The organism is Gammaproteobacteria bacterium (genome assembly GCA_013003425.1).
In the GTDB taxonomy this organism is placed as follows: domain Bacteria; phylum Pseudomonadota; class Gammaproteobacteria; order Steroidobacterales; family JABDKV01; genus JABDJB01.
In genome coordinates this window covers 1-15,617 of record JABDJB010000028.1, presented here as the reverse complement: position 1 = coordinate 15,617, position 15,617 = coordinate 1, and the positions used below count along the sequence as shown (strand labels likewise).

The following is a 15,617-nucleotide window of genomic DNA, read 5'->3' as shown; positions in this document are numbered from 1 at the left end:
GTCGCGCTATGCCAGGCGGCATTGGCGGCAGTTGCTGCCAGCAGCAGAATCATGACAATGAAAAAGCGTCGCCTCATATTCAGCATTGGCGGTTAAAGCCGCTCCTGCAGCCGCTCCTACGTGAGATGCGCCGGAGACTATCACGCGCAGACACAGGTCGGGGGTGCCTGAACCGGCAATTCTGCAGTTTTTTACTACAGGCTGCGGCGAGCGCTTGCACCCCGTAGGAGCGCCTTCCAGGCGCGATAAACCACACGGCGAACTTGAAGAATCGCGGCAGGATGCCGCTCCTACGAGACCTTGTCGCCGGTTAATCGCGGCAGGATGCCGCTCCTACGCATCTTGCCCGTAGGAGCGCCTTCCAGGCGCGATCAATCCCGCGCAAGCCCGGCCCGAAAAGAATCGCGGCAGGATGCCGCTCCCACGCAAAAAAACAGACGTTCAGGTTCGGCGTGGCGATACATATTAGAATCGGGTGCACGGAGGCAAGCCATGCGCACGATCATCTTTATCCTGCTGCTCAGCCTGCATGCTGGCAATGTGCTGGCTGACATGGCGCGCGGCATCGAGCTGTACGAGGCTGGCGAAGTTGTTGCGGCGGGCAAGGTATTTGCCGACCTGGCAGCGACACATCCGGGCAACGCGGCTGCGTTTTACCAGCTGGGTATTACGCAGATGGCGCAAAGCCACTACGACGACGCGATTGAATCATTCGAGCGTGCCGTGACGCTCGATGACAGCGTGGCGGAGCACTATCGCCGTCTGGGTGAAGCACTGGGCTCGCTGGCCGGGGAAGCCGGGCCGATGAAACAGATGCGCCTGGCCGGGCGCATCCGCAAAGCTTTCATCCGCGCAGTGGAAATCGATGGCAGCAACATCGACGCACGCTTCGGTCTGATGACCTATTACCTGCAGGCGCCGGGCATCGCCGGCGGCAGCAGTGAAAAAGCCGGGCAACAGGCAGCGGCCATAACGCAGCTCGATGCTGCCCGCGGTCATCTTGCCTACGCCGCGGTTTACTCCGGCAATGGTGATCACCAGCGTGCCGAGCAGGCATACCGCGATGCCATCGCCGCGCAGCCGGATGAACGCGACGCGTACCTCGCGCTTGGCATCGCGCTAACGGAACAGACGCGCTATGTGGACGCCATTCAAGTCTACGAGCAGCGCCTGCAGTCAGCCCCGGACGACATGGCTACTCTTTACCAGGTTGGCCGCACCGCGTCGGTTTCCGGCGAGTTTCTCGATGCAGGCCAGGCTGCGCTGGAAGCCTATGTTGCACGCCATGCGCCGAAACCGGGCGAGCCGTCGCTGGCATGGGGCCACTACCGGCTCGGCACGATCTACCAGCACCAGGGCGATAAGAAGCAGGCAAGCGAAGCATACGAATCCGCGCTCGCTGCAGACCCGAAGCACAAGCAGGCAAAAAAAGCGCTACGAAGCCTGCGCTAGCTATTGCACCTTGGCCGAGAACATCAGCGCCAGCACCGAGTTGGCAGCAATGTCGAGCTGGCCGTTGGCGACGTTCTGGTTGCCGGCGTCGATAGTGTCGGTCCCGTTGAAACTGGCTACATCGCCATCGATGACGTCGGTGAGTAATGCGGTTGCAGAGACAGCCGTAAAGATTGCGCTCTCCTCGGCCGGCGTGCAGGCGGCAGCGGCACAGGCGGTAACCGAGTTATCGACTTGCAGTGAGCCTGCCTGGTAAGCAAACAGCGGATCGAGCACATCGCGAATGCTGGCATCGCTGGTGGCGCCATCATTGTTGTTTATATACAGCAGCCATTTGAATCCCACCCCGACCGGCAGAGAGGACCCATCGCCGACCGGCGTACCGTCGGGCAGGAATGCGCGCTTGACGATGGTGTAAGGCGGGTTGACGGTGACGTTGGGGCCGAACTCTGAAGTGTCGTTTGTCGTGTCGATGGAAATAGCCGAAAGCTCCTCGCCCAGCGCCAGGCCGGCCGGCGCCGGCACCACAAAGCGAAAACGGTTTGCCGACGTGTCGCTGCCGTAGTCCGCCGAAGCGTACGAACCGGTCGCGCCATCGGTATCGGCACCGGCGCCCTCCGTCGCGCTGAACAGGTAGTCGATTCCCTCACCGTGGGCCGTGCCGCCGCCGTTCTGGTCGTTGGCTGCACCGACTGCCTCGTAAAACTCGATTTCGACACCGGGTCGCACGTATCCGGTGACCGTCAGGTTGCCGCCGGCCAGGATGGCTGATTCGATCACCGGGTAGTTGTGCAGCTCGTTGGCGCCACTCGTGTCGGCGTCGAGGTCGTCATTGAGCGTGATACCGTCGGCATTCACGCCGTTGGCCACCAGGTCGATGGCGAGACCTGTGTTGTTACCGAACCGGTTTTGCGAAATACGGTTCTGGCTGGCCGCAGGGTAACCGGGCAGGTTATCGCCAATCACCAGCAAGCCGGTACCGGAGTTATCGGCAATGATATTGCCGGTGATAGTGTTCTGTACCCCGTACGCGCGCACGGCATGACCACCGGTCAGCCGCACGGTGTTTTCATCGATGGTCAACTGGTTCAGCGACTGCTGGGTGTTGATACCCTGGCTGCCGCTCTCCTCGACCAGGTTACCGCGCATCGTGACCCGAGCCGGCTGCTGGCCGGTACCGGCCACACCACCGAGGTAGATGCCATAGGTCGTGCTGCCGCGTATCTCGTTGGTTTCAATAACGCTGTCAAAAGTGTCGAACTGCACCTGCAGGCCCCAGTCATACCAGCCCACCAGGTTGTTGCGAATGGTCGAATTGGTCAGGTCGCGACCGAACACACCGCGCCCGACGTTCAGCGCCGGCACATCGGTAAACGACGCCGGCGATGCCCCCAGGACCGTATTTTCAAACGTCACGCTATCCAGCGCGTCGGCCGTGGTACCAATGAGACGCGCCGCATTGATGGTAAAGGCATTGATCGCCAGATTGCGCACGCTGCTGCCATCGGCGGCCGGCTGTATATCCAGTCCCAGGCTGACCACCCCGTCACCACGCAGTTCCAGCTCCGGATCGAGCTGCGGTGTATTGAAAGTTCCGCTGACGCCGACCGCCGCACCGCTGCCGATCGCCGCCGTGTTGGGATCGACCGGTGTCACGCCGTCTGCTGCGTCAAGCGCTGCCCCGTCAATAGTCGTCGTCACGTCCAGCACCTGCGGCAGCGCTGCCGTAACCGGGATTTGCCACCAGCTATGGCCGCCACTACTCGCGTTTGTTGGTGCGGCCGGCACAAAGCGCATCGCGTTGGCGCCGCTCCCGGCATTGGCATTGGTGATGAACTGGTACAGCGAGCCCTGCACTGTACGCTGACCCGGTGGCGTACCCGGGTCGGCCGTGGCGTCACCACCGCGGGTAGTGGTCACTACATTAAAACTGAAACCAAAATCAACGTTGGCGGTATCGTTGTTGTTCACGACGACACGCGCTATGTGCTCGGCGGTAGGCAGGGAGTTGGCCGGCGGGAAGCGGTCGGACTGGTCCCAGCGCGCGCCGCCATACACCGCGCCTGCGGTCGGCGCGAATGACCATGACACCCCATCATAGGTGGCTGCACCAACAGGGCCATACGTCTGCTCGGCCCAGGCATCGGCACCCGAATAACCGCCGTTGTAAGGCCCGCGGTTAACGCCGCCGGCATCGACCGTGACCCAGTAAGTACCGTTACTCAGGCTGGAAAACGCGTAGGTGCCATCGGCAAGCGCCGAGGTGGTGAATGACTGGTAAACATCGTCGCCGCCATCGGGCAGGTCGTCACCGCCGTCGAGCCACAGCTCGATCCGGGTGCCGGATTCGAATGGATTCGGCAATGGCCCGATCGGCCCGTCCGCCAGCCCGTCACCGACGATGTCGACAAATACGGTGCCACCGATATTGCCGGCGAAAGCCGGAGCGCGTGCGCTGAATTCGGAGGTCTGGGTTGCATCCGTTGCCGTGGCTACGATTTCATCCGAAGACGTTACCGGCACGGGCAGCGTTGCCAGCGGCACGGTAAAGCTGAATCGCGGCACATTGGTCTCTTCCCCCTGTACCACGCCATTGACCGCCCCCGGGCCATAGCTGCCTGTCGTGCCGTCATTGTCGTTGCCGGAACCTTCATCGTCTTTGAACAGGAAGATCTGGCCTTCGCCCCAGTTACCGGGGTCTGCATCACCAAGGTAAAACTCGATGGAGGCATTTGCAGTCACGTAGCCACTGACAACCAGGTTTGGCCCAAGGATTTGAGCTGTTTCGATTACAGGGAAATTGAGGATGTCGTTGCCGCCACTATCGCCGTCACCGTCATCATTGAGGTTGAAATAAGGCGGTGTGCCGAGATTCTGGTTGTCAGTTGGCTCCTGCAGGTCTACAGCGATCTGGTTGCTGGGACCGGAGCCGTTGCGGGATAAAATAGTGCCGTTGTCAAAAAAGTGATTGCGCGTATAACGAGTGTCTATCGACCCATTGTTTATCATCAAGCCAGGTCCATAGTTGGCATCAAATATGTTGCGCTTGATATCAACATTGTCAGCGGTCGACCGCAGCGTCAATGCGCCGCTTTGCGCCGGTGGCGTGCCGACGTGGCCGACACCATTGCCGCGGAAAGTATTATTGATGATGGTATTGGCATTGGTGCCGGAAATAACCAGGCCCTGGCTGGCCGCACCCCTGATCAGGTTGGCGCTGACGGTGCCCGGTGTGGAATTACCTTCAATCGCGATATTGTCGCCGCCTATGTCGACCAACCCACCGTCAACAAATTCGTTGCCCTGCACCACCCAGTTCTGCGAAGCATTGACGATATAGGCGCCACGGGTCTGGCCGAAACCGATGACGTTGTTCTGCAGTGTCCAGGCATCACCACCGTTGGAAGCAAAACCGGCGCGGCTGCGTGGACCGGGCGCGGGGTCGGCAAACAAGTGTGCCCGGGCACCGAGTACGTTGAACTCGAACGTGCCGCCGTTGACGCCGTTATCGACCACGATATCGCCTTCGCCATTGGCGTTGCCAAAACCATAGATTGCCAGGCCACGAATCACGGTGTTGTTCGCGCTCACGCGTAACCCCGCGGCAATTGTGTTCTGTCCCAGGATCTCTATTTCCGGCCCGTTGACCTGTAACAGGATTTCTTCGTTGACCCCCACCAGGCCCCCGGTACCGTGCACCGTCGGGTTGGTGTTGCCAACGTTGGCTGTCTGGGTCGTACCATCAATGGTGGTGTTGGCACCGGAGATTGCAGGTAGCGGTGAGCCGGGCGCAATGGTAAATACGCCGGTACCGGCGCTGTAGCCCGGATCGGCCAGTGGAATATTGAAAGCAACAATATCGCCGCCGCCGACGGCGACAGTAAGCGCTTCGCGCAGCGAGCAGTCAGCATTGCACACGCCGTCGCTGGTATCGGCGGTCTTGGTGACTGTGTAGGTCGCCGCGTCGGCCGAGCTCATGCAAATTGCGAACACGATGCTGAGCCACGCACCCGCCAGGGGGTGCGACGCAAGTCTGCGCAGCAGATTGTCAGCCGGCAATCGCATCAAAAAATATTCCAGTCCATCCCGCAAATCCCGGCCGAAACAACCTTCCGGACAGGACATCGACGGGGATCAGCACATTGGATATGTAAAATTACTGGCGCGAACCGCCCGGCAACGCGACCTGCGTCACAATCGCGGATTAAGCCTCTGATTTCCTGTGGCTGACAGCCGCTAACCCGTTGATTTTCTGTTTCGTCCTGTAGGCCTTCAGCCGCGACTTGCGACCATGCTTCGTGGCAGCGGCCTCGTGGGAGCGGCGACTGCCTGGGTCACGGCTAAAGCCGCTCCCACGAGCCGCTCTTACGGGGGAACCGCGCTATATTAAGAACCAGGAGATGGCCGAATGCGCAGACACACCCTGACAGCAATCGCCGCCCTGCTCGCCGCGTGCAGCGGGCCGGATCCGGTTGCCGATCATTCCAGGTTGCAACAGCAACCCGCGCAACACGACACCGCACCGGCCCACCGACTCATGCTGGAAGAGATTCGCCGCAGCGGCCCACCGTACGTCAGCGAACGCGTAATGACGGTCATGGAAAAAGTCGCGCGCCACGAATTCGTGACGCCGCGGCAGCGCCGTGTCGCTTACGACAACCGGCCATTACCCATCGGCGCAGGCCAGACGATTTCGCAGCCCTACATCGTTGCGCTGATGACCGACCTGGCGGGGGTCGACGCGGAGTCGGTGGTATTGGAGGTAGGTACCGGCTCGGGTTACCAGGCGGCCGTGCTGGCCGAGCTGGCCGGCCATGTCTACACCATCGAGATCATCGACATGCTCGCCGAGCGCGCCGCGGCAACGCTCGATCGCCTGGGTTATGACAATGTCAGTGTCAGGGCCGGCGACGGCTACGCCGGCTGGCCGGAAAACGCACCGTTCGACGCCATCCTGGTGACCGCCGCACCGGAAACGGTGCCGCAACCGCTGATCGACCAGTTAGCCGTTGGCGGGCGGCTGGTGATCCCGGTCGGGCCGGAAGGCCGTACGCAGATTCTGCAGGTTCTCACAAAGCTGGAAGATGGCAGCATCAACACGAATAACGTTGCCCCGGTCATCTTCGTGCCCTTTACCCGCGACTAGCGTTCTGGACCTTTGATCCGGCTCTGCGGTAGGGTTTGGTAATGATTGAAACAGGGCCTTTCCAGATGACCGAACGACCACTGAGAATAATAATTTCGCTTGCCTTGTGCCTGCTGATTGCAGCAACCGGCTGCAGCGAGTCGCAGCCGGTGACAGGCGGCGTCGATGCCCGGGATACGGTGCGGCCCATTCCGTTTCCGGACCTGGACAGGCTGGAAACCGCCTCCAGGAAACAGCTCGAAGAGATGTACGAGCGCGTGGCGGCCCTCGAGAAATCCAGTCCGGACAGTCAGCTGCTGGCCAAGGCCTACGGTGAACTGGGCAAGATTTTCCACAGTCACGAACTGAACGACGCCGCCGAGGTCAGCTATCGCAATGCCGAACTGCTCGCACCCGATGACTACCGCTGGACCTATTATCGTGCCCACTTGTTCCGCAAGGCCGGCAAGACATCGATTGCCATCCGCGGACTGCAGCGCGTCATCGAGCTAATGAAACAGGATGTCACCGCCGAACCACAGCAGTTTGTTGCGGCGCTGACCTGGCTTGGCGACCTGTACCAGGTCGAGAACGATTACGACAACGCCCGTCTCATGTACGAGCAGGCCAAAAAGATCAACCCCAGTGCGATGATGCCCGTCGTCGCCCTGGCGCAGGTTGACGCAGCCGAGGGCGACCATGCCAGTGCGATCGAGGCCCTGGAGGCCATCAAAGAGGCGGCATCCGACGCGACAATAAAAAACCTTATTCATTACCAGCTTGCAATGAGTTACCGGGCAGTCGGCAAGAATGACCAGGCCAGGGAATTGCTGCAAGGTGTCGGTGACGGTGGGAGAGCAACCGTTAGTGATCCGTTACTCAAGTCGATGCATCAAAGTGCCGTGAACGCCACAAGACTCGTGCGTCAGGGCAACCGGGCATTTGAAAGTGGCCGCGTTGGCGCCGCGATCGAGCTCTATCGCGAGGCACTCGAAATCGACCCGCAGAGCAGTTTTGCACGTGCTCGCCTGGCGCGGGCGATGGATTGGACAGGGAAAACCGAAGAGGCGGTTTCTATGTTAGAGAGTGCAATCGAGATTAATCCAGACGCCGCCGTCTTGCGCGGGACACTGTCGCGCCTTTATCGACGACAAGGCGACATGGAACAAGCCCGGGCCGCTATAGAAACGGCGCTCGAACTGGAACCGGACAATATCACAATCAATCTCGACTATGGCCAATTATTGATGGACTACCTGAACCGACCCGATGACGCGCTGGGTGTTTTCGAGTTCGTGCTGGAGCGTGAGCCGGCGAGCGTACGCGCGCATGCCGGACGCGCCGCGGCGCTCAGGCGCACTGCCGGCTGCGGCGCGGCGCTGAACGCGCTGGAACAATCGCATTCAGCGCTGCCGGACAGCCATTTGCTGGCTGACGGTCTCGCCCGCACGCTGTTGCAGTGTGAGAGCGAACCCCCGGTGACTCGTGTGATGACGCTGGCACAGCAGGCCTTCGATGCCGACCGACAGAGTTGGCGCTACGCCGGCACCGTTGCCATGGCGCACGCAGCGGCTGGTGATTTCGATTCAGCAGTGAGTGTGCAGCAGCAGGCTATCGAGCTTGCGCGAAGCGCCGGCACGCCTACCCAGAGACTGGAGACCGTCCTTCAGGCCTACAGCAATCGTCAAAAGGGGCCAGCTGCGGCACCCGAATGAGGCCCCCGCCAGGAACCTCAGGGCAATGACTGCCCTTCGCCTTTTGTTAAAGTGACATAGCGGTCAATGCCCAGGCCGCGCCAGCTTTCGACTTTTCCGTCCGGCCAGTGCACGCGCAGCTCGTCGATGTCTGTTGAATTACCCAGGCCGACCAGTACACGCGGGTCATTGGAAGACAGATAACTGCCGTCTGCCTGCGACCAGCGCCACAACGCGGGCAGCCCGTCCCGGAAAACTTCCACGCGCGCACCGACCGCATCACGCTTTCCACTGAGCAGGCGGACACCCAGCCAGTGATTGTTATTGTCCACCTCGTTGCGCAGTAAGCGGACGGGACCGGCGTTGTTGGTCACGACGAGGTCCAGGTCGCCGTCATTGTCGAGGTCACCAACGGCGGTGCCGCGGCTGACCTCCAGTTCGGCGCCAACGGCCGGGTCCAGCACTTCCTCGAACCCGTTGTTACCGAGGTTGCGATACAGCTGGTTGCGTTGGCCCAGCGGATGCAGGCTGCCGGCACGCTTTTGCGCCTCGACCAGCTTGACCGCGCCGTTGGCAATAAACAGGTCCAGCCATCCGTCGTTATCGTAGTCGAACCAGGCCATGCCGAAACCGGTCAGGCTGCGGCTGGGATCGGCCAGGCCGCTGACCGGCGTGACATCGGAAAACATCCCTGCACCATCGTTCAGGTAAAGCGTGTTGGTTTCGCCATCGAGATGGGTGATGAAAATATCCCGGTCGCCATCGTTGTCGAAATCGGCCGCGCCGACACCCATGCTGGCCTCGACCGAGCCCTTCCAGTTCAGCGCCACGCCACCCATCAAGGCGTCGTTCTCGAAACGAAGGTTGCCCTGGTTGACCCAGTACTGGTTGGCCGTGCCGTCATTGGCCACGTACAGGTCGGGCAGATTGTCGCCGTTGAAATCGGCGCCGATAACGCCGAGACAGCCGCCAAATTCACGCGCGATGCCGGCCTGGCCGGTCGCGTTTTCAAACGTGCCGTCGCCGCTGTTACGGAGCAGTCGATCGGGTTCTGACCGGTAACTGATCGGGCCACAGTATTCGCGCGCACCCGACGGCATTGCACAGCGCTTGTGCCCTGCAATCGTAAAATTGACGTAGTTACAGACATAAAGGTCCAGCCACCCGTCGAGGTCGACGTCGACAAAACTGGCACTCGCGGTCCAGCGGGTGTCATCCACGCCGGCAGTTTCGGTAACTTCGGCAAAGCGGCCATTACCAAGGTTTCTCAGTAACGCGTTCGACTCGAACCGGGTAACGTAAAGATCCACCCATCCGTCATTGTCGTAGTCGCCAGCAGCCACCCCGAGGCCGTAACCATGCATGTCCAGTCCTGCCGCCTCGGTGACATCGGTAAACTGCAGAACAGCCTCACCGTCGGCGTTTATCGCCAGGTCGTTACGAAACAGCCGATCGGTGAGCGGGCCGGTTGGTGGGAAGGTAGCCTCCTCCAGGCTCGCCGGGCCCAGCATTTCGCTTTGCACCAGGTACACATCGAGGTCGCCATCGTTATCGTAGTCGAACAGCGCGACGCCGGAACCGGTCACTTCGACAAAGTACAACTCGCCGGACATGCCGTTGAAGTGCATGAAGTCCAGCCCGGTCTCCGCGGCCACCTCGCGAAATACCGCGGGCGAAGAACCGGCTTCTTCGTCGGCCCCGGATTTGCCCGGGTCCTGCGTACAGGCCACCAATGCCAATGCTGGCAGGCAAGCAATCGTAGCCGACACCAAACTCGTCCGGGCCGGTACCCGGGTCAACATTCGCATCCGCTGACCATCAACCGGCCGCAGACTGGTCGTCTTCGTCGTCTGCCGCGGCTTTGCGACGTTGCCGGTAAAGCGAAGGATCGATCGCCGCAGCCATTGCCTTTGCGTCTGCGTCTGAACCGAGGAATTCAGCCAGTTTTTCAGCCGTCAGTTCAGGCTTCTCGATTGCCGCGACATACGGTACGAAAAACGTCGGGATACCGTGCCGCCGCAGCAGTTTGCGGGCATGTGCAAGCTGGCCCTGAAACACCGTCTTCATTTTTTCGTGCGCCAGTTTACCGCCTTCCTTGCCCAGGCGCTCCAGCATCATGGCCTGCGAATCCAGCACCTCGTCAATATTTCGCTGCATGAAAATGACGCGGTACTTGTAGCCCTGCGGCAGCTCGCCCAGCAGTTGCGCAATCACCTTGACCGATTTGCCACGCGCATTGCCCACCCAGCTCGGGTTGTCGCGCAGCTGGGTAGCTTCCTTGATTTCAAAATAACCGCGCGGGTTATCTTCGTCCGCCTCGCGCAGCTCGTCGGTCAGTGGCTGCAGGCCGGAAGCATTAAGGATCTGCATCATCATCGACGTTCCCGAACGCGGCAGCCCGGTTACGATCGTAATGTACTCACTGTCATCAGCCGGCTCGCTCTGTGGCGCCTCCGGCGGCTGGCGCAGCCGTGGGATCTTCTTCGGGTCTACCTCGCGCTCGACGGACGGCACCTTCGGCAGCATCTCGTCGAGATCCACCGCTACCTTTTCCGGGATCGGCAGGCCCAGCGCCTCGCGCCGCCGCCGGCGGTTTTCTGTTCTCATTTCCTTGGCCAGGACCGTGTGCGTCAGCGCCAGGTCCGGTTCGTTAAGGCGTTTGCTGTAGATGGTAGACAGCCGCTCATGTACCTCGGGGAAATTGGGGTTTTGCGACAGGGCCACTTTCAGCGCTTCAATGGCACTGTCGATCCTGCCCATCCGGTGCAGGGCCATACCCAGGCAATAGTGCGCCATCGGGTAATGATAACGCAGCCCCACCGCTTTCAGCGCCGCATCGGCCGCCTTCTGGTTTTCGCGTTGCGACAAATAGGTGCGGCACAGTCCAAAGTGAACGTTGGCGTTGACGCCATCGAGCTCACCCGCCTTGAGAAAACTCCGTTCAGCATCTTCCCAGCGTTCGAGCTTGAGATAGGCCTCACCAATCTGCAAATGCAGGCCCGGCCGCACGACGTCGGATTGTTCAGCTATCAGCAGGTGCTCGAGTGCCTCCTCGGCATTGCCGTCGGCCACCTGCACGTAGCCGGCCAGGAATTCGATGGACGCGATATTGACCCTGGAGATGTCGCGCAGCTCGGCGATAGCCTTCCGCTCTTCCTCGTCGAAGATGGGCTCCACTTTCCGGTCTTTCGGGTCGATTCCGGCCTTCTCATCAGCCTCGCGCTGCTCCTTGCGCGCTTTACGGCGGGCGCGCGCCACGTCGGCAAATTCCTTGAGTTTCTTCCGCGCTACCTCGGCATCGCGCCGGGTGCCGTTGTTCAGCTCCTCGACCAGCGGCGCCAGCTTGTCGGTCTTGTCCAGCGCCCGGTAGCACATCGCCAGCTTGATCGCGAAGCGGTATTCCAGCGGGTAACGTGCGTACAGGTCCTCCAGGATCGGCTCGGCGGCCCGGTTGCGGTCCGCATCCATATAGGACTGCGCCAGGTTGTACTGGAGCTCACGCACGACTTTTTCCACGGCCATCTCGGCGTCTTCGCCGGCCGATTCGATATAGCCGAGGGCCACCAGCTGCTCCAGTGCCGCCTTGGACTCGTATTGATCCGTCTGTTTGCCCGGCGGATGCTGGCCGTCGTCACCCGCTACGTCTTCCCAGCTGGGAATATGCGTGACTTCAGGCGGCTCCGCGAAAGCTGCCAGCAGCGGCTTGCCCGCCATATCGTCAGCAACCGGCAGGCCATACATCGTCAGCAGTGTCGGCGTAATATCCAGCACCGATGCGCCGTGAATCAGCTCGTCCTTGCGCACCCCGGGACCCTGCATGACGAATATGCCGAAATCGCGGTGCTCGATGGCCGGGCCGGCCGGCTCCCGCGGGATCGAGGCGGGACGCAGGTGGTCACAATGAAAACCGTGATCGGACACCAGTATCACTGTCGTATCGTCATCCACCAGTTCCAGCATCCGGCCCAGCATCATGTCGTGATACAGGTAACCTGCCGTAACCACGTTGCCATAAATATCAAAATCGCCTTCCCGAACGCGGTCCAGCCGTGGCGGATGGTATTTCATGAAACCATGGCCAAAGTGGTCTATCGCATCGTGATAGACGGCGGCGAAGTCCCAGCTTTCATTCTCGAGCAACTCGGTGGCGCAGGAGTGAATACTGGTGGCCTCGCAGATAATTTTCAGGCACGACGCCAGGCGCCGGTCTTCTTCCTGGTCGACTTCCGCGGCGCGCGGCACAAACGGCAATATGTGTGGCGCCATGTGCTCATCGGGATGAAAGCGCAGCTCGGCCAGCTCCTCGCATTTTTCCGGCGGATGCACGATGGCCGGTGCAATGGGCCAGCCGTCCTTCAGCGGGCCAAGCGCGGTCTGGTAGTGGTTGGACACCATCACGCCATTGATGGGCTCGGCAGGATGGCTTGGCCACCAGCCGACGATCACCGACCGCTGTTCGTGCTGGTTGAGTATGCTCCAGATCGCCTTGGTCTTGCGAGCCAGCACCGAGATCGGCTGCACACCTTTGCCATCTGCAGTGGGTTCGGAAAAACCGTGCACGCCATGATCGAAAGGCCGCTTGCCCGTTGCGATAGAGGTCCACAGCATCGGCGACAGCACCGGGTGCAGGGTAGACAGGTTGCCTGAAACACCGTTCTCGACCATCGACTGCAGCGCCGGCATCTTGCCGGCATCCATCAGCGGTCCGATGCTTTTCCAGTCGGCTGCGTCCCAGCCAATAAGCAATACTTTGTTTTTGATCGGGGTTGGCATTGTGTTCTACCTCTATGTCGAACGCTGATCTTATTGCCGTGTTTTGCGTAATTCCACCGACGGATACGCAACACTGGGTTTTGACAATATCAGGCCAGACTCGCCTGACAAAAAACCCCGCCGAGGCGGGGTTTTTGCAGCCTTTGTGGCCTTGGCTGGTCTGGCAGCGCTCAGCTGGTCAGGCCGGCTTCGCGTTTGCGCCGACGCAGCGTGCGGATACCGGATGCGCCCAGTGCGAGCAGGCCCATGCCCACCAGCATGTTGGTGGCCGGCTCCGGCGCTGCTACCGCACCGGTGTCGCCGGCCCGGATCGCTGCACCGCTGTCATCATAGGCCCAGTCCAGGATCGTCACTCCATTGTTGCCGGGCGCAAAACTAAAGTCGACGTGGACCTGGATCCAGCCAAAATTGCCGCTGGCCAGCTGCACGCCGATAAACCCGGTCGACGAGTTGAACCCGGCGTTGAAGGCCGTCGTGTTGCTGGTCGCGGCGGTGGCGTTGAAAAAGGCGGTCCCTGCGAAACCGGCGCCGCCACCGATGGTTGCACCGGAGCTGAACTTGCTTGCACGCCCGTAAGTGGCTGAAGCGGCTATACCGCCGCCACCGTATCCGACGGCAAATGCGGCGTTAGTGCCGGTAACAACCGTGCTGCCATAAAACGTATTATAAACACCGAAATTGGCGGCGCCGAATCCGAAATCGGCACCACCGCCATCCATGTCGATCGCGGTATACGCTGTCGCACCGGAGCCGGAAGCGGTGATGTTGATGTTCTGCGGCCCGCTGTAGATGATGGCGGCCTCAAGTGCCGAGCTGGCCAGCAGCGCGGTCGAAGCAGCGGCACCGTACGCCTTCCAGGAACTCTTCGCGGTCGGTTGGTTCTGTGCCGAAATCGAATAACTCAGCAGGTCTTGCTCAAACTGCTGTTTTTCCGTTTCTTTAATTCTCATTTTTGGTAGCTCCCCAGTGGATTATGTCAGACGTCAGTGCCTCCATGGCTCTGATGTCTGTGAATGCAAAACCCGCGCCAGAATCCAGTGCTCCTATATTTTTCAGTAACCTGTGGTTTTTCGCCGGCCCTGAAGCACCCCGAAACTGCGGGAATTGTAAAATCCACCGACAGCCAGCCAGGGCGTGTCTATCCGTATTAGTACTCAGATGGGGACAGTACCTGTATATCCATACAGGTACTGCGGGGATTCTGGCGAGATTTCAGCCGCGACGGCATCCGGGCACGCCGGTAGCCTCAGCCGCGAACAACTCAGACATACAGGTGCTGTCCCCGACAATGGCAAGGATCGCCCGGGTCGTCGCAGTCGGTTACCCACATCACGTCATTCAAAGAGGGAGCCGGCGGCAACAGGTCTTCTTCAAAGACGATGACTACAGGTTCTACCTGAGCCTGCTATCAAAAGAATGTGAGTTTGCCGGCACTCGCTGCTGGGCGTATTGCCTCATGCCCAATCACGTTCACCTGGTGCTGGTACCGAGCACCCTGGACGGTCTGCGCGGGGCAATCGCCAAGCCGCACGAGAGATTCGCTCGAAAGATCAACGAGCGAAACGATTGGCGGGGGCACTTGTGGCAGGCGCGATTCAACTCCTTCCCTATGGACGAAGCCCATCTTGTCGCCTGCGTTCGGTATGTTGAACTCAATCCCGTCAGGGCGCGCCTGGCGGCTGCCGCAGACGATTGGGAATGGTCGAGCGCACGCGCGCACCTTGCCGGACACGACGATTCACTGGTATCCGTCGCACCCATGCTTGAGCTTTTCCCGGACTGGCGGGCCTACCTGGCAGACGAAGACAGCGCGGACGCGCATGACAGCTTTCGCAGGCACACGAAGTCAGGCCGACCGCTGGGCTCGAAGCAGTTCATCGCGAGAATCGAGAGCCTGACCGGCAGGCAGCTGGCACCCCGAAGATAGGGACAGTGCCTGTATGGATATACATGTACTGTCCCCATGCTTAGCCGCCGGGGATCAGGTCCTGCAGGTTGAGGCCGCCGTCGGGGCCGCCAAACATGTCCATGGGCTCGCCGCTGATGGCGCTGGTCGCGCCGCTGTTGCCGTAGGCGGCCAGGTGCGCCTCGGTGGTCTGCGGTTTGCCGTTGACGGTTTCGACCGAGCTCATTTTCACCATGCCGAACGGCACGTCGCGCGACAGCCAGAACTGCGAATCGCTCTGCACTGACATCTTGCTCATGAGTACGCGGGTCTCGACCGAGCCGGAGCCGGTGAATTTTTCCGCTTTGAACTCGCCGGCCGGCACCGTAACTTTCTCGTTGCCCGCGCTGGCGAACTGGTATTCCACCTTCACGCCCATCGCCTTGAGCATCATGCCGGCCATCATGCCGCCCTCGCGGATACGCATGGGCTGTGCGTCGCCGGCCTGCATGATGATCTCCTTGCCGTAACCGCCCAGGTTATTGAGGATATTGCCGGGGTCGCCGTTGAGCGCGGACGCGGGCAGCAGCACTTTCATCACCACCGCGTCGCCCTGACGCTTGCGCTGGCCCTTCTTGCTTACCTTGTAGTTATCGACCTCGGTTTCCACCCAGTAATGGGTCTCGCC

9 protein-coding genes are annotated in these 15,617 nt (G+C 60.7%); 4 read left to right on the top strand and 5 right to left on the bottom strand.

Going from position 1 to position 15,617, the window contains the following annotated elements:
• Window positions 1-492: 492 nt before the first annotated feature.
• Window positions 493-1,452, top strand: a complete 960-nt coding sequence (locus tag HKN06_04600; protein NNF60595.1) for a tetratricopeptide repeat protein — start codon at window positions 493-495, stop codon at window positions 1,450-1,452.
• On the opposite strand, the gene HKN06_04595 is transcribed toward HKN06_04600, so the two are convergent.
• Window positions 1,453-5,517 (bottom strand): CSLREA domain-containing protein, encoded by a 4,065-nt coding sequence (locus HKN06_04595; protein ID NNF60594.1) that lies wholly within the window; start codon window positions 5,515-5,517, stop codon window positions 1,453-1,455. It abuts the gene before it with no gap.
• Window positions 5,518-5,860: 343 nt separating this feature from the next.
• On the opposite strand from HKN06_04595, the gene HKN06_04590 reads away from it, so the two are divergent.
• Both HKN06_04590 and HKN06_04585 read left to right on the top strand, forming a co-directional pair.
• Window positions 5,861-6,598, top strand: a complete 738-nt coding sequence (locus HKN06_04590; protein ID NNF60593.1) for a protein-L-isoaspartate(D-aspartate) O-methyltransferase — start codon at window positions 5,861-5,863, stop codon at window positions 6,596-6,598.
• Window positions 6,599-6,663: 65 nt separating this feature from the next.
• Window positions 6,664-8,292 (top strand): tetratricopeptide repeat protein, encoded by a 1,629-nt coding sequence (locus tag HKN06_04585; GenBank protein NNF60592.1) that lies wholly within the window; start codon window positions 6,664-6,666, stop codon window positions 8,290-8,292.
• 17 nt (window positions 8,293-8,309) lie between these two features.
• Here the strand turns inward: HKN06_04585 and HKN06_04580 are convergent, their stop codons facing one another.
• From HKN06_04580 to HKN06_04570, 3 genes are all read right to left on the bottom strand, one after another.
• Window positions 8,310-10,001, bottom strand: a complete 1,692-nt coding sequence (locus HKN06_04580; GenBank protein NNF60591.1) for a CRTAC1 family protein — start codon at window positions 9,999-10,001, stop codon at window positions 8,310-8,312.
• 88 nt (window positions 10,002-10,089) lie between these two features.
• Window positions 10,090-13,044 carry a tetratricopeptide repeat protein gene (locus HKN06_04575; protein NNF60590.1) on the bottom strand — a complete coding sequence of 985 codons (2,955 nt, stop codon included), beginning with the start codon at window positions 13,042-13,044 and terminating at the stop codon, window positions 10,090-10,092.
• 170 nt (window positions 13,045-13,214) lie between these two features.
• Window positions 13,215-13,994 (bottom strand): PEP-CTERM sorting domain-containing protein, encoded by a 780-nt coding sequence (locus HKN06_04570; protein ID NNF60589.1) that lies wholly within the window; start codon window positions 13,992-13,994, stop codon window positions 13,215-13,217.
• Window positions 13,995-14,332: 338 nt separating this feature from the next.
• On the opposite strand from HKN06_04570, the gene HKN06_04565 reads away from it, so the two are divergent.
• Window positions 14,333-14,971, top strand: coding sequence for a transposase (locus tag HKN06_04565; GenBank protein NNF60588.1), 639 nt, complete (start codon window positions 14,333-14,335; stop codon window positions 14,969-14,971).
• A gap of 40 nt (window positions 14,972-15,011) precedes the next feature.
• On the opposite strand, the gene HKN06_04560 is transcribed toward HKN06_04565, so the two are convergent.
• Window positions 15,012-15,617, bottom strand: a 606-nt coding sequence (locus HKN06_04560; GenBank protein NNF60587.1) for a hypothetical protein, incomplete at its 5' end; no start/stop codon positions are given.

Bases quoted from the DNA above. Each gene is read 5' to 3' on its own strand.
- HKN06_04600 (NNF60595.1), top strand. From the start codon at position 493: ATGCGCACGATCATCTTTATCCTGCTGCTCAGCCTGCATGCTGGCAAT.
- HKN06_04595 (NNF60594.1), bottom strand. From the start codon at position 5,517: ATGCGATTGCCGGCTGACAATCTGCTGCGCAGACTTGCGTCGCACCCC.
- HKN06_04590 (NNF60593.1), top strand. From the start codon at position 5,861: ATGCGCAGACACACCCTGACAGCAATCGCCGCCCTGCTCGCCGCGTGC.
- HKN06_04585 (NNF60592.1), top strand. From the start codon at position 6,664: ATGACCGAACGACCACTGAGAATAATAATTTCGCTTGCCTTGTGCCTG.
- HKN06_04575 (NNF60590.1), bottom strand. From the start codon at position 13,044: ATGCCAACCCCGATCAAAAACAAAGTATTGCTTATTGGCTGGGACGCA.
- HKN06_04570 (NNF60589.1), bottom strand. From the start codon at position 13,994: ATGAGAATTAAAGAAACGGAAAAACAGCAGTTTGAGCAAGACCTGCTG.
- HKN06_04565 (NNF60588.1), top strand. From the start codon at position 14,333: ATGGCAAGGATCGCCCGGGTCGTCGCAGTCGGTTACCCACATCACGTC.